The sequence below is a fragment of the Bacillus sp. FSL W8-0223 genome (assembly GCF_038006805.1).
GTDB lineage: Bacteria > Bacillota > Bacilli > Bacillales > DSM-4216 > Bacillus_O > Bacillus_O smithii.
Window position 1 is genome coordinate 3,307,501 of the sequence record NZ_JBBOVX010000001.1, and the last position, 17,299, is coordinate 3,324,799.

The window sequence follows — 17,299 nt, forward strand, 5'->3', positions numbered from 1 at the left end:
ACCTTCCGATACGGCTACCTTGTTACGACTTCACCCCAATCATCTGCCCCACCTTCGGCGGCTGGCTCCCGTAAGGGTTACCTCACCGACTTCGGGTGTTGCAAACTCTCGTGGTGTGACGGGCGGTGTGTACAAGGCCCGGGAACGTATTCACCGCGGCATGCTGATCCGCGATTACTAGCGATTCCGGCTTCATGCAGGCGAGTTGCAGCCTGCAATCCGAACTGAGAATGGTTTTTTGGGATTGGCTCCACCTCGCGGTTTCGCGACCCTTTGTACCATCCATTGTAGCACGTGTGTAGCCCAGGTCATAAGGGGCATGATGATTTGACGTCATCCCCACCTTCCTCCGGTTTGTCACCGGCAGTCACCTTAGAGTGCCCAACTGAATGCTGGCAACTAAGGTCAAGGGTTGCGCTCGTTGCGGGACTTAACCCAACATCTCACGACACGAGCTGACGACAACCATGCACCACCTGTCACTCCGTCCCCCGAAGGGGAACCCTCTATCTCTAGAGGTAGCGAAGGATGTCAAGACCTGGTAAGGTTCTTCGCGTTGCTTCGAATTAAACCACATGCTCCACCGCTTGTGCGGGCCCCCGTCAATTCCTTTGAGTTTCAGCCTTGCGGCCGTACTCCCCAGGCGGAGTGCTTAATGCGTTAGCTGCAGCACTAAAGGGTGGAAGCCCTCTAACACTTAGCACTCATCGTTTACGGCGTGGACTACCAGGGTATCTAATCCTGTTCGCTCCCCACGCTTTCGCGCCTCAGCGTCAGTTACAGACCAGAGAGCCGCCTTCGCCACTGGTGTTCCTCCACATCTCTACGCATTTCACCGCTACACGTGGAATTCCGCTCTCCTCTTCTGCACTCAAGTCTCCCAGTTTCCAATGACCCTCCACGGTTGAGCCGTGGGCTTTCACATCAGACTTAAGAGACCGCCTGCGCGCGCTTTACGCCCAATAATTCCGGACAACGCTTGCCACCTACGTATTACCGCGGCTGCTGGCACGTAGTTAGCCGTGGCTTTCTGGTCAGGTACCGTCAAGGTACCGCCCTGTTCGAACGGTACTTGTTCTTCCCTGACAACAGAGCTTTACGATCCGAAGACCTTCTTCGCTCACGCGGCGTTGCTCCGTCAGACTTTCGTCCATTGCGGAAGATTCCCTACTGCTGCCTCCCGTAGGAGTCTGGGCCGTGTCTCAGTCCCAGTGTGGCCGATCACCCTCTCAGGTCGGCTACGCATCGTCGCCTTGGTGAGCCGTTACCTCACCAACTAGCTAATGCGCCGCGGGCCCATCTGCAAGCGGCAGCTTGCGCCGCCTTTCAACCTTCCTTCATGCGAAGGAAGATATTATCCGGTATTAGCCCCGGTTTCCCGGAGTTATCCCCGTCTTGCAGGCAGGTTGCCCACGTGTTACTCACCCGTCCGCCGCTAACTTTCAAAAAGCAAGCTTCTTGAAAGTCCGCTCGACTTGCATGTATTAGGCACGCCGCCAGCGTTCGTCCTGAGCCAGGATCAAACTCTCCAAAAAGAAATTTGACTTGGCTTGTTTCAATTGAAACATTGGTTTACGCTTCGTTTTGTTCAGTTTTCAAGGAGCCATCTATTGTATTGGAGCGGGTGATGGGAATCGAACCCACGACAACAGCTTGGAAGGCTGTGGTTTTACCACTAAACTACACCCGCATCTCCAAATCGGGAAGACAGGATTCGAACCTGCGACCCCATGGTCCCAAACCATGTGCTCTACCAAGCTGAGCTACTTCCCGATGCGACATTTTTTAATTGTACATGGCGCGCCCAAGAGGAGTCGAACCCCTAACCTTCTGATCCGTAGTCAGACGCTCTATCCAATTGAGCTATGGGCGCATTTGCCGATGCGGTCGAGAGGACTCGAACCTCCACGGGGTCGCCCCCACTAGGCCCTCAACCTAGCGCGTCTGCCATTCCGCCACGACCGCATTTTAAAGAACGTTTCTTATTATACTATTTTTTTAGAATAAGTCAATAATTTTTTTGGTGCGGGTGAAGGGATTCGAACCCCCACGCCCGAAGGCGCCAGATCCTAAGTCTGGTGCGTCTGCCAATTCCGCCACACCCGCAAAATGTGAGCCATGGAGGATTCGAACCTCCGACCCTCTGATTAAAAGTCAGATGCTCTACCGACTGAGCTAATGGCTCATTTAGAAGTTGGCTGGGCTAGCTGGATTCGAACCAGCGCATCACGGAGTCAAAGTCCGTTGCCTTACCGCTTGGCTATAGCCCAACAAACAATGGCGGTCCCGACGGGAATCGAACCCGCGATCTCCTGCGTGACAGGCAGGCGTGATAACCGCTACACTACGGGACCGTAGATAGCAACAGCCAGTCCAACTGTTGCCGATTATAGATGGAAGTGACCCGTACGGGATTCGAACCCGTGTTACCGCCGTGAAAGGGCGGTGTCTTAACCACTTGACCAACGGGCCACGGTGGCGGAGAAGGCGGGATTCGAACCCGCGCGCCACATATTTGTGACCTAACGGTTTAGCAAACCGTCCTCTTCAGCCACTTGAGTACTTCTCCTTCATAAAGTGGCTCCGCAGGTAGGATTCGAACCTACGACCGATCGGTTAACAGCCGATTGCTCTACCACTGAGCTACTGCGGAACAATTGAAATAACTTATTAGCTTGTCGACTCTTCATATTATAATGACCTATATTTAACAAGTCAAGCATAAAATGAAAAATTTTTTTATTACCATGTTCTTCAAATGGGCATTCTATTTAGGATCCCACCATCACTTTGCAACAAATTTTATGTAGGTTCCATTACACCCTGTCACTTACTGTCTCCATTCCCGCCTCAGGTTATTTCAAAATAACAAAAATGATATAAAAAACTTTTGAACAGTCAATGGAAAGTCGTCTTCTGTTTAATGCCTTACAAAATGACTTTCCATTAAAGAGAGTCGCCCTTTACATTTTCCGCAAACAAATTTCTTAGTATCCATCCTTCTCATACGCTTGAAAATTTGTTTGCACGATTGACATTGATAAATATATTGTTTTGTCGAGCGCTTTTTCTGAACAGTGGTCAAGGTGGAACAAAAACGAGGCGCTTTCACGCGATGCATTAATTCTTTAAAATCCCTGTCACGATGACGGTAGCCTTTCCCCTCTAGATGTAAATGATAATGGCAAAGCTCGTGCTTTATAATTCCTATTAATTCTTCTAAGCCATACTCTTCATAATGCTTCTTATTCACCTCTATATTGTGAGAATTCAACAAATACCTTCCGCCGGTAGTTCTAAGCCTCGGGTTAAAAAGCGCTTTATGAGTAAATGCTTTACCAAACCATTGTTGCGAAATAGTCTCTACTAGAGACTGCAATTCTTTGTTATCCAACCTCAACACCCCTCTGGAAACTTGACAAACCTATTCAGCATACTTATTAGTATCCGGATTTTTCTTTTGATTTTAAGCTTGGCATATTCTGTCACAACATCCGGCGCCTTCGTTTGATCGCTTCATACAAACTGTATTTCGTGCCACTCGGTAAAAAAACGTGCTCATCCTTCGACCGCAAAAGAATCCTGTGCTTATGGCATCAAGAAAGCCGCAGCACCCGCCTTCAAAGCTAGAGTCCTGCGGCCCGTTTAGACGGTTGATTATCAACACTGGGAGGGTTTGATATGCCTAATTGGCTAAAAAATCAAATGCGAATGGCGTTTTTGCAAAAAGACCGAAGCCAAATCAAGTTATTGAACCAATGCTGGTTTTTTTACACGGAAAGAGAATTGAAGCAAAACGTAAAACCGCTCAAGTCAGTATAGACTGATGACATCCCACACTGCGATAATGCACTCTGGTGCATGTCTACTCATTAGGAGCAATCATCGTTAATGAAACTCTTCCTTTATTTAAGTCAACCTGATCGACCCAGACAGTGACCAAGTCGCCCACTGACACTACATCGAGAGGATGTTTCACAAACTCTTTTTTCATTTTGGAAATATGAACAAGTCCATCTTCTTTCACTCCGATGTCCACAAAAGCTCCAAAATCTACTACATTGCGAACCGTTCCCTCGAGCTCCATGCCCGGTTTGAGGTCTTCCATTTTCAAAATATCTTTCTTTAAAAGCGGTTTAGGCAGTTCATCACGAGGATCTCTTTCCGGTTGAATAAGAGCATCGACAATGTCTTTCAGAGTCAGTTCACCGATGCCTAACGATTCAGCTGCATCTTTAATGGAAAGCCGTTCCAACGCTTCCCGCAATTCAGACGTGCCAAGATCAGCTGTCGTAAATCCTAGTTTTTCAAGCAATTGGCGGACTTGCGGATAGCTTTCCGGATGAATAGGAGTCCGGTCCAATGGCTCTTCCCCATCTAAAATTCTTAAAAAGCCAATAGACTGTTCAAACGTTTTTGCTCCTAACCTCGGAATGTCTTTTAGCTGCATCCGATTAGTAAACCGGCCATTTTCATTTCTATACTTCACAATATTGTTGGCAACGGATTTAGAAAGTCCAGAAACATATTGAAGCAAAGAGGCTGAAGCCGTGTTGACATTTACCCCCACTGAATTCACAACCGTCTCCACCACAAAATTAAGGGATTCCTGCAATTTTTTCTGTGAAACATCGTGCTGATATTGTCCTACGCCAATGGATTTCGGGTCGATTTTGACTAGTTCCGCCAAAGGATCTTGAAGCCTTCTGGCAATCGATACGGCGCTTCTTTCCTCCACTTGAAGATCGGGAAACTCCTCGCGTGCCAAATCAGAAGCAGAGTAAACACTCGCGCCGGCCTCGTTTACAATGAGGTAAAAAATATCTTTTTCCATATTTTTTAAAATGTCTGCCACAAATTGTTCTGTTTCCCGAGAAGCCGTTCCATTGCCAATGGCTACTACTTCAATTGGAAAACGTTCCAAGAGATCAATAAAAAGGCGTTTCGCTTCTTCTTTCTTTGCTTTCGGAGGATGGGGATAAATCACTCCGATATGAAGCACTTTTCCCGTTTCATCGACTACGGCCAGTTTGCATCCCGTACGATAAGCCGGATCCACTCCAAGAACGGTTTTTCCTTTTAAAGGTGGTTGCATTAACAACCTTTTCAGATTTTCTGAAAAAATATGGATCGCCCTGTCTTCCGCTTTTTCCGTCAATTGATTGCGAATTTCCCTCTCAATAGAAGGTTGTATGAGCCGTTTGTAGCTGTCTTCCAGCGCTTCTTGAACAAAACGGGCAGATATGCTTTCCTTATTTTGAATGACCTTTTTCTGTAAAAAGCGTAAAATGTTTTCCGCATCTGTTTGAATTGACACCCGCAAAATCTCTTCTTTTTCTCCGCGGTTCACGGCCAATACACGGTGGGAAGCTGCTTTAATGACCGGTTCTTCATATTCGTAGTACATTTCATAAACCTTTTTTTCATCTTTTTCCGCATCTTTCACCGTACACTTTAACGTTCCATTTCGAAATGTTTCTTTTCGAATCCAGTCTCTTATAGAAGCATCATCCGAGATCATTTCCGCAATAATGTCTTTGGCACCCTGGATGACTTCTTCTATCGAGAAAAGTTCTTTTTCGTCTGATAAATAGTTCGTTGCTTCTTCTTCAACAGACCCCGTCACCGGGAAACTTAGCAGCCAAAGAGCGAAAGGTTCCAGGCCTTTTTCCTTGGCAATGGTCGCTTTTGTCCGTCTTTTTTGTTTATACGGGCGGTAATAGTCTTCTACCTCTTGCAGTTTATCAGCAGCTAAAATCTTTTGCTGCAATTCTTCCGTCAGCTTGCCTTGTCCTTCAATGCTGCGCAAAACTTCTTCTTTTCGTTTCTCCAAGTTCTGAAGGTAGTCCCATCTTTCCATAATCGAACGAATTTGAACTTCGTCGAGCGCTCCGGTTGCTTCTTTTCGGTAACGAGCGATAAACGGGACTGTATTGCCCTCTTCCAACATGGAAATAACCGTTTGTACTTGTTTCCATTTTAGTGATTGTTCTTCAGCTATCTTTTTTAGTAAATTCATTTCTCTGTCAGTCGATTGTTCAATCATATTCGTTCCGTTCAAAACGGAGTTCACTCCTTTTCCTAAACTTCTAGAAAAAGCAAAAAAGTCTTCCAAATGGAGAATCGAGGAAGTCCTTTTCAATCGATACACTATCGATGAGCAGCAAAAGCTTCTTCTTATCCGTTGAGTGATTAAGCTGCCCTCTAGTCGGATGATTCAACAACCCTCAGGTTGAGCTAATACATGCTCTCATAGACATTCGATTGATCATATATGTGTTCTCCCATTTTATCATAATTTCCTCTTTAGCAGATAAGGTGAGACGGAATGAGGAAGAAAGTAGGGGGTTGGTTGGGACTCTGGCAGCTCATTGATTCAATTTTTTCCAAAAAAAATGACGAGAGAACCCTTCTCGCCCGTGATCGCCATCGTCATTCTTTTTTAGAAAAAATCAACCAAACTGCTAATTCCTCTCAAAAAATACTTTCTTATCATTGGTTTCAAACGAAAAATTATGCTTTTTTGGTTTCACCAATCTCTATGTTCAAAAAAACTGTCTATGCCCAATTTTTTAAGAGATTGGGAAGCAGCAAATGACACACCAATTATGGATCGGTTTCATTTTTCCGAATTCATCGTTTCGGATCGAATGGCTTTTTTTAATTTTTGAACGGCGCGACGTTGAAGACGGGACACATGCATTTGGGAAATTCCCAGCTTTTCGCCTGCATCTTTTTGGCTCATATTTTTCAAATACGTATACTGTATAATTTTCCATTCTCTTTCGCTCAGCACAGGAAGAACCTTTTCCAAGTCGAGACGCTGATCCACTTTTTCATATCCTTTTTCCTCATTGCCCACCATATCAAGGAGTGTCATAGTGCCACCTTCAGAATCAGCTTCAATTGTACGATCTACGGATAACGTCTGGTAGCTTTTCCCCATTTCCATCGCTTCCAAAACTTCTTCTTCCGAGATATCCAAGTAATCAGCGATTTCCTTTATTTGCGGTGATCTTTGCATTTCACTTGTCAGTTTTTCGACTGTTGATTGAATTTTAGGGCTCAGCTCTTTAATTCTGCGGGGAACATGAACACTCCATGTCTTATCCCGCAAATATCGTTTGATCTCGCCGACAATAGTTGGTACCGCAAACGCTTCAAAGCTTTTGCCAAAAGATCGGTCATAGCGGCGGATGGCCCCTAAAAGCCCGATCATTCCAACTTGTACGATGTCCTCATGGTAAGATTTTCCCTTGGAATACTTTCGTGCAATCGATTCAACCAAATGATGATAATGCGTCACGATTTTTTCCTGCGATTCTTGGCATTTATGACGCTGAAACTCTTCGATCCATTTCATAACCTTTTGTTTAAAAGGACATTCATTAGGTTGAGATGGTTTTCGCATCCCTCTCCACCTGCTCTCTTTTAAGGTATTTTGTCATAAAGACGGATACCCCTTCTTGGTGATGGATTTTCACATCATCCATAAGCGTTTCAATCAAATATAATCCTAATCCTCCTTCACGAAAAAATTCTCCTTCCCTTTGTTCAAGATGGCACATCTCCTTTTTCAAATCAGATGATTGGAAACTTTGACCTCTATAGGCCACCATTAATTCCAATCGATCATGATATAGAGAAAATCCAATGACCATTTCTCCTTTTCCTTGTTTTTGGTACGCATACGGTATTGCATTGAGAATCGCTTCGCTGACAACAATTTTCAAGTCCTCAATAGCCTCATACATAAAACCCATTCGACTTGCGATCCCAGATAGCGTTAAACGGATTACTCCTATATACTCCGGCTTGGCAGGTATTTTCATCTCGATATAATCAAAAGGCTGCCCCATGACACTCCATCCTCTGCTTTCTTGTTAAATGTTCAAGATATCCACAAAATCTGATGATGTCAAATCATCTATTGAATCGTTCTGTAAGCCCCATTCAATAAAATTTCTTATGAATCTGCCATTTGTAAAAAGAATAACAAATACTTCGAGGTATGTACTATTCAATTATTTCAAGTCGAACCAATCCACAACTACCTAATTCTCCTTTTCCTCCGCATAAGAATCGTAATTTTCTTAACTCATGGAAAACGCAATCTTTTCTTAATCGCTGCTCTTTTTCCATACCGTTCTTTATTCGGCTATATCTCATAGGTTTAGATATTAAAATGATCGAAGTACAATGAATGGTATAACTGGTTGCCAAGGTAGACGCCTGTCTCAATAAAAAACCAAAAACCGAATTGGAGAATTTCTATCAGTTAGTCCTATAACCCGTGTTAGGCAGCTGCAAAACTGGGTGTTTAAAAGGCTGTATCTATTGCGGCCCAACTTGCGTACTATTTGATGAAATGTAATGATGAGGCACACAGCATACGGGGGTAAAAATAAAAACCTTGATATTAATCCCCTAATTGTTAAGAGATCAAGTTTTTTGCTTTTTTTCCGTCTAAAAACCACATAAACAATCTAAAAAATACTACAAAAAACAAAGATTGTATCATGTTTTCAGTCCAATTGAATGTATGATTTTCAACATAATCAAAAATAACTAAAACAAAATATAATACGATGGATAATATGAAATTCTTATAAAAGACGTTCATATCATTCCTCCTTGAAGTGTTTAAAAACGAAAAACCATTTCTCTCCCACCCTAAAATTCCAACACAAATAGAGAATCCCCCATTCCATTCCATTTTACCTCAAATTTTCTATATTTTCAGATAATTACATCCGCTTATAAACATAAAACGAGTCATTTTAGTACTATTGAAAGTTTGCTGATTTCTGTCATGTAAACCACTTTAGTCAATCATAAACTATTCTCAGTCATATTTCTAATTTTCAGAATAACGGTTTTCCTTTTTCAAACAAGGCTGACTGAAATGCGTGCATCGGGTAAATAGATCAAAACAAACGGAAGTAAAAGGCGGGTTCATGTTGAATGCTATCCTTGCAAATCCGCAGAGTATGCTTTGCTTGACGGCAATCACACACCTACACGAAGGTTAAGGTGAAGATTTTTGAAGCAGATAGGCAGTCCAAAGAAAAAATCTTTTTTCTCTAAAGATAAGAGCCAATTTATTAAAGTAGACTTTCCGACAAATAAACGGCTTTTTTTGCATTTACACGCAACCGCAAACGTTTTTAAATGTGAGTAAATAACAACGCCCCTTTAGACAACCAAGGAGCGTTCATTTAAAAGTCTATTAGACCTAAACTGATTTGCAAGGCTTCGTCCACTTTTTCCATCATTTCTTCATCTAAATGGGAAATTTTATCCGTTAAGCGTTGTTTGTCAATTGTGCGTATTTGTTCCAGCAAGATAACGGAATCCCGCTCAAAACCATATCGCTTTGCGTCAATTTCTACGTGTGTAGGCAGTTTGGCTTTTTGGATTTGCGCTGTGATAGCAGCAACAATTACAGTGGGACTAAACCGGTTCCCTATGTCGTTTTGAAGGACTAGTACTGGACGCACTCCGCCTTGCTCCGAGCCGACAACAGGGGAAAGGTCTGCAAAATACACATCACCACGCTTAACAATCAAAGGATTAGCCCCCACTTACTAATCGTTCTACCGTATTCTCTGCCTCATATTCCGCTTGAATAGCCTCGGAGGCAATAGCAAGATTGATTTTTGCCATTTCCATATAGCCTCGTCTCATCGTTTCCCTTATTTGACGCTTTTTGCGTTCTCGAAGATACGCTTTTGTGGCGCGATAAATAAATTCATTGCGATTCACATTTTCCTGCTCAGCAAATCCGTCTAATTCGTTTAAAAATTGCTGCGGCAATCGAATTAAGATTTCTGTCGTTGTGCTGGATTCAGACACGAACTACACCTCCACCGTTCACTGCAATAACCGTCTCTTTACACTACCAAATCCATGATACCATCAATTGAGTCGCCCGAAAAGATAAATTATGAATTCTTCACCTATTATCGTCATAAAAACACGAAAATTATGCATTTATATTGACAAAGAAAAAAATTCACTGCTTACATTTTCCGGTGAGAAGACAAAAGCGGGTTGGAAACGTCCACAATCTTTCCGGATTCTATATAGACACGGGGAACGCGATGGGAAATCATACAACCAATTTCATAATGAATCGTTTCAAGCTTTGCCGCAATTTCATCCATCGTGATTTCATCCCGGCCTTGTTTACCGATCAAAACGACTTCCGTTCCTACGGGCACTTCCTCATCTAAGCGGATCATGCATTGATCCATGCAAATTCGGCCTACGATAGGAGCTCTTTTCCCGCCAACCAGCACTTCTTGGCCTTGAAGCTTGCGAATCCAGCCGTCTGCATAGCCGATTGGCAAAGTAGCGATCCATTCATCTTCCTTTGCTTCATATACACCCCCGTAGCTGATTCTTTCTCCCTTCTTCACCTTTTTCACATGAACAATTTTTGTATGCAGAGATAATGCCGGTTTTAATTCAAAAGGAAGAAGGGATTGGATGTCGGCAGAAGGCGACAGCCCATACATCGAAATTCCATAGCGAACGAGATTAAAAGCATGAGATGTTTCTTTAAACCTTAAAGTAGCTGCACTATTCGCGCAATGAATATATTTTGGTTTTTGTTTCAGAAGTTGCACCATCACTTGAAATTTTTCAAATTGTTTCCGGAAATAATCTGTATCTACTTCGTCGGCTGTCGCAAAATGAGTGAAAATCCCTTCTAATCGAAAGGCAGAGGAACGCATAATTCGTTTTTCCAATGCTTTCAACTCTTTTTCGGTCCTTACACCAATTCGGCCCATTCCCGTATCTACTTTCATATGCACATTTAACGAGGAGCCATTCAAAAATGGTTCCGCTCTTTCCAACCATTCTTCCTGAAACACTGTCAACGATATACGATGATCTGCTGCCAACTTGGCGTCTTCCGGCCTGGAAGCTCCTAATACTAAAATCGGCACTTCGATTCCGCTGTTCCTTAATTTCAAAGCTTCATCTAAAAAGGCCACAGCCAAACCTTTGGCTCCCGCCTTTATAGCGGTGTTGGCAACTTGAACATCACCGTGACCGTATGCATTGGCTTTTACCACAGCAAATAAATCCGTTGTAGACGGCAAAAGTTGCAAAGCCTCTTTTACATTATAAGCAATGTGATCCAAATTAATTTCAACCCATGTATCCCTGTAAAACTGAGATGTATCCACTCATGACCCTTCTTTCCACTAAACTCCCCTTCATTATGACAAATATTGTCGAATTTTTAAATGCAAAAAAAGAACTGGCCTAAAAGTAAAATGACTTTTGAGCCAGCCTTTTCTGTATCATATGAGTTTCCGTTGTTTAAATAGGGTAAAATTACCAATTAAAAAAGTATTCCCTCTTATTTTTCGGGATTTCCTTGCATGGAACTCGCAATTCTGATCATTTCTTGCTTCGTGAGGTTCTTCGATGCCAACGTATAGTCAACCCCTTGATACGTCCAAGAGAGCGAGTGATCCGTTATGGACCCGATGGCAAAGCCTAGATCCGCCACTTCACCATCCAAATCAATTGGTTCGGAAGCCTCAACAGCGTGAGCTTTTTCTTGAACAATCGTAAACGATTTTTTCCCGCCATAGGTAAGAACAACCCGTTTCCCATTATCAGATGACAACTCATTTTCTTCCACCAGCTTTGTTCCTTCTAAATCAGCAAGAGGATATTGAACGGAAAAATCTTGATCACCCGAGTTTGCAGCAACCGGTACTTCAAGCTGAGCTCCTGTCATATTCTTTTTCATATCAAAGGACGACGAATCAAAATTGGCATGTAGATCCAAATTTTTGAATTTGACGGTGACTAATGGATTGTGGTCGGTGTCCATTACTTTTACGGAGACAGGTGTTAAGTCTTTTTTGTTAAAAACGATTTCTTGGTAAGGAAGGATTTGCTTGTTTTGATAGCGGGTTTTGGTTTCAAATACATAGTGGTTTTTCGTTTCTTTAAAATTCGCCTCTTTATCTTCTAAAATGTCTTTCACTAACGACTCATATAAGTATGCTTGACTGCTGTTCTTAGGCCAATCACTTTGGAATCGAAAGCTTTTATTAAGGGCAGGAGTTAATACGTACACACCGGTATCATTTCGCAAAATCATTTGGCTCTGGTCTCTTTTGGCCGCCTTTAGTTCTACCCGGTAATATTGATGTTCTTTATTCCATACTTCCACATTATACGTTTGTTTTTCTTCTCCCACTTTTAAGGTCATTTGCGCTTCTGCTTTATACCCTTTTAATTTGCCGATTTTTTCATTTAGATCGGAAACAACCTCCTCTTTTGTCTTAGAACCGCAGGCAGCGAGAACAATCATTGTCAATAAGCCAATGAATAAGAGCGCCACATTCTTTTTCATTCTTTTCACTTCCCCTTTGTCTCATTTAAACATGAAAGGGAGAGAGAAGATGTTCAATAACCTAAGATGAACAGGCACTTATGCCTCTTTCGTCCAGCGCTGTTGCCTGCAATCTCGGCTTTTCGATCTTGTCTCTCCTGCTGTTATCCAATATATGAGACAACCATAGGGAATATGTACTTTAAAAATCTTTTCCCATTTTTTCGATGATCACTTGAGCAGCAGCAAATTCCCGGCTATGCGTAATAGTTAAATGAACTCCTTCTTTAAAAGGCTTGACGATCATCGGTTTTCCGTTCTCATTATATTGAATTTCGATGTCGTGAAACGTCAACTCTTTTCCGATTCCCGTTCCGTAGGCCTTGGAAAAAGCTTCTTTTGCCGCAAATCGCCCTGCCAAATATTCAGCTTGCCGTTTTGGCGATAAAGATTGAAATATATTCATTTCATTTGCAGTCAGTATTCTACATGGAAATTTCGGTTGACGACGAATCAGCGTTTCAATCCTTTCCATTTCCACAATATCTAAACCAATGCCAATAATCATCACAGTTCGTCCCTTCTAAATGATTTCCGGCCGCATATAAATGGAGGTAGCATGTGGGAATCTTGCACCGAAATGCTTTTGGAACGCAGGATCGAAAAGCATTTCGTTGTTGCCCCAACTTCATCATTCCCTTAACCAGAGGTGAAGTCCATGTTTCAGCGCGGTGAACGAATGGCAGATTTTATCCGTTATTATCCTTGCGTTTCCACATTAGCCGGTATTCAGACTCTACTTTATTTGGCGACATGGATTCCTTTTTTCCCTGCTGTCGCTTTCTACCAATCTTTTTCCGGAACCAATATCGCGATTGCGAATGGAGAATGGTGGCGACTCATTTCCTCCATTTTCATTCATAGAGGATTCTCCCATTTTTTCTTCAACACGATCACACTGGTTTTATTCGCTCCTCCTTTAGAGATCATGTTAAAAAAAATCAAGTTTTTATTACTCTACTTATTATCCGGGATTTTCGCAAATGCCGCCACCTTTCTATTTATGCCTTTAACCTACACTCATATCGGTTCAAGCGGAGCCATTTTCGGGTTATTCGGGTCCTTTGCCGCTTTCTTGCTGGTAAAGCCCCCTTTGCTAGCCGATCATCATCAAAAAATCATTTTTCCGGTTGTACTCATCGCTCTATTGATGACGTTTATTCAAACCGAAGTGAATATCGTTTCCCACCTGGCAGGTTTTGCTTGCGGATTCTTCATGGGCATCCTGTATCGAAAGAAACTCCTTGTTGAATGATCATCCTATTAAGAACGACAATGGCGGAAAGCAACCAGCCGTTTTCGCATTTCTCGCTCCAGATATTTGCAAACAAAAAAGCATAGGAATTCCTATGCTTTTGGAACGGATTTTCTTCGGCTCACGCGCGATCTTTGATTTTTGCGTTGATTTCCTTGTGTTTTATTAAAAGAACGTCTGCTCTCTTTTTTCATTGGCAGCGGCCCTTCCTCCGTAATATGGACAGGAGTGCGGTTCGGTTCTTTTGTAAGGAGTTTAAGGGCAGCGGCCACCACTTGACTTGGCGGGAACTGTGCCAGCAACTCGTTCGCTAATTCTTGATAGTCCTCTAAATTTTCATTATTTAAGCATGTCTCAATTTCATTCACGGCTGCTTTTTGTTGTCCGATGAGCGCTTCCGTCCATGTCGGCGGCTGCATCGGCGTCATCCGTTTTTTCGTCGTTCGTTCTACTTCTCTTAAATAGCCCATTTCCCTAGGGGATACGAACGTAATGGCAATTCCTTCTTTTCCGGCTCGTCCGGTCCTGCCAATACGGTGAACATAGCTTTCCGGATCTTGCGGAATATCATAGTTATAAACATGAGTAACCCCGGAAATATCCAATCCCCGTGCCGCAACGTCGGTCGCCACAAGAACATCGACTTTTCCTTCTTTAAACTTTTTCAGGACGTTCAAGCGTTTCATTTGGCTTAGGTCCCCGTGAATCCCTTCAGCAGAATACCCGCGCAAAGTAAGCGCCCTTGTCAATTCATCCACTCTACGCTTCGTTCTGCCGAATACAATCGCAAGCTCAGGAGATTGTACGTCCAGAAGCCGGGAAAGAACGTCAAATTTTTCTCTTTCTTGAATCTTGATAAAATATTGTTCAATTTGCGGAACCGTCATTTCTTTTGCTTTCACTTGAACTAATTCCGGATTTTTCATAAATTTTTCGGCAATAGCACGGATCGGTTCCGGCATTGTTGCAGAAAAAAGAAGGGTTTGCCGCTCTTTCGGCATATGGGAAAGGATGGTTTCAATATCTTGAATAAAACCCATATTGAGCATTTCATCCGCTTCGTCAAGAACGAGCGTATGAAGATGGTCTAATTTTAATGTCTGTCTATTGATGTGATCAAGAATTCTTCCCGGAGTCCCCACAATCACATGCGGCTGTTTTTTCAAAGCGCGGATTTGTCTTTGAATATCTTGGCCGCCGTACACTGCAAGAATGCGCACCCGTTTATGATAGCCGATCTTATATAATTCCTCTGATACTTGGATGGCCAATTCCCGTGTAGGGGCTATGATCATTCCTTGAATATGATGATTTTTCGTATCGATTTTTTCCATTAACGGAATACCGAAAGCGGCGGTTTTCCCTGTACCCGTTTGAGCTTGTCCGATCAAATCCTTTCCGTCTAAGCTTTTTGGAATCGTGGCCGCTTGGATCGGAGTCGCCTCCTCGAAACCCAGTTGGTCAATCGATTTCAATAGAGCTGGACTCAAACCTAATTCTACAAATTTTGTCAATTCTCTCTTCTCCTTCTTAAACCTAAATAAATGTTTGTTACACAATATGCAGTTTTTTTCGTCTTACTTTTCAAAAAGGCCTTCATTGTTTCACGATAAATTCCTTTTATTTATATTTTTCCTTTTGATGAAAATGATATGGATGAGAACAGTCAATCAAGAAAAAATATGGAAGTTTCAATCACATGAAACGGTCTTAAAATTAGTTTTTCAAAAAAACATGAATAAAACACCTTAAACAAAAAAATACTCTTCCCACTGAAGAGCGATATTTAGCGTCACTTTTATCCGCTAACTCAGTTTCCTACACACGGATACGAGTAAAGATATCGAAAAGCAATGAGCTTGAACTTTCCATTATAGTCTAGAAGTACACAATCGCTAACCCTCTTAATGGTAGAAATGAAAGGAGGCCTCCGGTTGGTATGCCGACTCCTTTGGCGGATTGATATGAAAGATGAATAACAAAGTGAAACTCCCACTAGCGGCAGCCTTTTTCGCTGAAACAATCGGCCTTTTGCGGGCAACTGACGTGCAACTACATTTTATGCCTGGCCTCATGGGCAGGGGCTGCCCATGAAAGCGTAATAAACAATTTACGGTAATCGTACCATTTCATTGAATAAAATTCAATTCCATCATCCTGATAACTTTATCCTTCTTAGTGGAAAAAAGCAAGGACTTTATTCCGTAAAGCAAATAAAAGCGTTCCGTTTTCATCGAAAAACAGCATTACGCTTGTAAAAGATGGACGACCTCTTCCAATTTCATACCTCGTGATGCCTTCACTAAAATCAGTTCATTTCCCGTTAACAAGGATTTCAGCTTTTCCACGAGTTTCTCTTTTTCCACAAAAGCGAAAACGCGGTGTTCCGGCAATACGGTTTTCGCACCTTTCGCAATATATTGGCCTAATGCACCAATGGTGAACACATAGTCAATAGCATGTGGATTGATTTCTTTTCCAATCTCTTCATGGTATTGCTTTTCTTTCGGACCGAGTTCAAGCATATCGCCCAGAACCAAAATTTTCCGTTCGTAGCCTTGAAGTTCGGAAACCAAATCAATCGCTGCTCTTACCGAGGTAGGACTTGCATTATATGCATCATTGATAATTTTTTCTCCTTTGCTTCCCTCTACAAGCTCCAATCTCATTTTAGTTAATTCGATCTTTTTTAAGCCGTCTTCAATCTCATCGTAAGAGATCCCCAATTCACGAGCAACGAGAATAGCAGCCAATGCATTAAACACATTATGCTTACCGAGCACTGAAAGAAAGAATTCTCGTTCCGGTTCTGTATTAATGGAAAACCGGCTTCCCTCATTGGTCTGACGGATTTTCGTCGGGTATAAATCATTTTTTGCCGATTCCCCAAACGTTTTCACCGTCAAATGAGGCGTATTTTGGACTAGTTGCTCCAAAAGCGGTTCATCGCCGTGGTAAACAAGCACACCATTTTTGTCTAAGCCGTTAATAATTTCAAATTTTGCTTCTGCGATCGCTTCTCTTGAACCTAAATCTAACAGATGAGCTTCTCCAATATTGGTAATAACGGCTATATCCGGTCGAGCCATCCGCGTCAAAAAATCAATTTCCCCTTTTGAACTCATTCCCATCTCTAAAATCGCTGCTTCTGTATCTTGTTTTAAGGAAAGCAGCGTCAAAGGCAATCCGATATGATTATTGTAGTTTCCTTCCGTTTTTTGAACGCGGTATCGACTCGACAAAAGGCTGCTGATGATATCCTTTGTAGTCGTTTTTCCGTTGCTTCCGGTTACACCTACCACTTTGATCGACAGTTCATCACGATATGCTTTGGCAAGACGTTGGAGCGCTTCCAATGTATCGTCCACCATAATGATCGGGAAATGTTCCGGTGGATTGGGAACATCTTTTTGCCAAAGGGAAGCAGCTGCCCCATTTTGAAACGCTGTTTCGACGTAACGGTGCCCATCCGTATGGTCTCCCTTTAAAGGGACAAACAAATTCCCTTTTTCGATTTTTCGGGAATCAATACTCACTCCTTGAATCACAATGTCTTTATGGGAAAGTTCATATGGTGCTCCCATCATTTCAGCAACTTGTTGAATCGTTTTGACAATCAT

At 42.6% G+C, this 17,299-nt stretch carries 13 protein-coding genes, 11 tRNA genes and 1 rRNA gene (1 of these 25 cut by a window edge); 2 read left to right on the forward strand and 23 right to left on the reverse strand.

Annotated elements, in window-relative coordinates:
- The 13 genes from NST81_RS15830 to NST81_RS15890 all read right to left on the reverse strand — a co-directional run.
- A 16S ribosomal RNA gene (locus tag NST81_RS15830) occupies positions 1-1,535 on the reverse strand; it reaches 20 nt to the left of the window's first position.
- A gap of 81 nt (positions 1,536-1,616) precedes the next feature.
- Positions 1,617-1,690: transfer RNA gene (locus NST81_RS15835), tRNA-Gly, on the reverse strand.
- 9 nt (positions 1,691-1,699) lie between these two features.
- Positions 1,700-1,773, reverse strand: a tRNA-Pro gene (locus NST81_RS15840).
- Between the two features lie 23 nt (positions 1,774-1,796).
- Positions 1,797-1,873 (reverse strand) — tRNA-Arg (locus tag NST81_RS15845).
- 9 nt (positions 1,874-1,882) lie between these two features.
- Positions 1,883-1,965, reverse strand: a tRNA-Leu gene (locus tag NST81_RS15850).
- Between the two features lie 56 nt (positions 1,966-2,021).
- A tRNA-Leu gene (locus tag NST81_RS15855) sits at positions 2,022-2,106 on the reverse strand.
- A gap of 6 nt (positions 2,107-2,112) precedes the next feature.
- Positions 2,113-2,185: transfer RNA gene (locus NST81_RS15860), tRNA-Lys, on the reverse strand.
- A gap of 10 nt (positions 2,186-2,195) precedes the next feature.
- Positions 2,196-2,270: transfer RNA gene (locus NST81_RS15865), tRNA-Gln, on the reverse strand.
- An 8-nt stretch (positions 2,271-2,278) separates the two neighbouring features.
- Positions 2,279-2,354 (reverse strand) — tRNA-Asp (locus tag NST81_RS15870).
- Positions 2,355-2,400: 46 nt separating this feature from the next.
- Positions 2,401-2,472 (reverse strand) — tRNA-Glu (locus NST81_RS15875).
- A gap of 4 nt (positions 2,473-2,476) precedes the next feature.
- A tRNA-Ser gene (locus NST81_RS15880) sits at positions 2,477-2,569 on the reverse strand.
- 9 nt (positions 2,570-2,578) lie between these two features.
- Positions 2,579-2,653: transfer RNA gene (locus tag NST81_RS15885), tRNA-Asn, on the reverse strand.
- 267 nt (positions 2,654-2,920) lie between these two features.
- Positions 2,921-3,394 carry a SprT family protein gene (locus NST81_RS15890; RefSeq protein WP_341030243.1) on the reverse strand — a complete coding sequence of 158 codons (474 nt, stop codon included), beginning with the start codon at positions 3,392-3,394 and terminating at the stop codon, positions 2,921-2,923.
- 287 nt (positions 3,395-3,681) lie between these two features.
- On the opposite strand from NST81_RS15890, the gene cmpA reads away from it, so the two are divergent.
- Positions 3,682-3,822: a cortex morphogenetic protein CmpA gene (gene cmpA / locus NST81_RS15895; protein ID WP_147542788.1), complete on the forward strand. Its 141-nt coding sequence runs from the start codon at positions 3,682-3,684 to the stop codon at positions 3,820-3,822.
- 43 nt (positions 3,823-3,865) lie between these two features.
- Here the strand turns inward: cmpA and NST81_RS15900 are convergent, their stop codons facing one another.
- The 8 genes from NST81_RS15900 to acpS all read right to left on the reverse strand — a co-directional run bounded on the left by NST81_RS15900 (position 3,866) and on the right by acpS (position 12,932).
- Positions 3,866-6,019 (reverse strand): Tex family protein, encoded by a 2,154-nt coding sequence (locus NST81_RS15900; RefSeq protein ID WP_445662351.1) that lies wholly within the window; start codon positions 6,017-6,019, stop codon positions 3,866-3,868.
- A 600-nt stretch (positions 6,020-6,619) separates the two neighbouring features.
- On the reverse strand, positions 6,620-7,411 hold the full coding sequence (sigB, locus tag NST81_RS15905; RefSeq protein WP_327798250.1) for an RNA polymerase sigma factor SigB: 792 nt from the start codon (positions 7,409-7,411) through the stop codon (positions 6,620-6,622).
- Positions 7,389-7,859 carry an anti-sigma B factor RsbW gene (rsbW, locus tag NST81_RS15910; RefSeq protein ID WP_328201931.1) on the reverse strand — a complete coding sequence of 157 codons (471 nt, stop codon included), beginning with the start codon at positions 7,857-7,859 and terminating at the stop codon, positions 7,389-7,391. Before rsbW ends, sigB begins: the two co-directional genes overlap by 23 nt.
- Before the next feature lie 1,359 nt (positions 7,860-9,218).
- On the reverse strand, positions 9,219-9,569 hold the full coding sequence (ndoA, locus tag NST81_RS15915) for a type II toxin-antitoxin system endoribonuclease NdoA (protein WP_004439372.1): 351 nt from the start codon (positions 9,567-9,569) through the stop codon (positions 9,219-9,221).
- A gap of 4 nt (positions 9,570-9,573) precedes the next feature.
- Positions 9,574-9,855, reverse strand: a complete 282-nt coding sequence (locus tag NST81_RS15920) for a CopG family ribbon-helix-helix protein (RefSeq protein ID WP_004439375.1) — start codon at positions 9,853-9,855, stop codon at positions 9,574-9,576.
- 167 nt (positions 9,856-10,022) lie between these two features.
- Entirely contained in the window at positions 10,023-11,198 is a 1,176-nt protein-coding gene (gene alr / locus NST81_RS15925; protein ID WP_328201928.1) for an alanine racemase, read from the reverse strand.
- A gap of 176 nt (positions 11,199-11,374) precedes the next feature.
- Positions 11,375-12,385, reverse strand: a complete 1,011-nt coding sequence (locus NST81_RS15930) for a LolA family protein (RefSeq protein WP_004439380.1) — start codon at positions 12,383-12,385, stop codon at positions 11,375-11,377.
- A 181-nt stretch (positions 12,386-12,566) separates the two neighbouring features.
- Positions 12,567-12,932, reverse strand: a complete 366-nt coding sequence (gene acpS / locus NST81_RS15935) for a holo-ACP synthase (protein ID WP_004439383.1) — start codon at positions 12,930-12,932, stop codon at positions 12,567-12,569.
- A 150-nt stretch (positions 12,933-13,082) separates the two neighbouring features.
- Between acpS and NST81_RS15940 the strand changes: the two genes are divergently transcribed.
- The gene (locus tag NST81_RS15940) at positions 13,083-13,679 is read left to right on the forward strand and encodes a rhomboid family intramembrane serine protease (protein WP_004439386.1); all 597 of its coding nucleotides are present in this window, start codon (positions 13,083-13,085) and stop codon (positions 13,677-13,679) included.
- A gap of 92 nt (positions 13,680-13,771) precedes the next feature.
- Here NST81_RS15940 and NST81_RS15945 read toward each other — a convergent pair whose 3' ends face one another.
- Entirely contained in the window at positions 13,772-15,193 is a 1,422-nt protein-coding gene (locus NST81_RS15945; protein WP_004439389.1) for a DEAD/DEAH box helicase, read from the reverse strand.
- 732 nt (positions 15,194-15,925) lie between these two features.
- On the reverse strand, positions 15,926-17,299 hold the full coding sequence (locus NST81_RS15950; protein ID WP_341030247.1) for a UDP-N-acetylmuramoyl-tripeptide--D-alanyl-D-alanine ligase: 1,374 nt from the start codon (positions 17,297-17,299) through the stop codon (positions 15,926-15,928).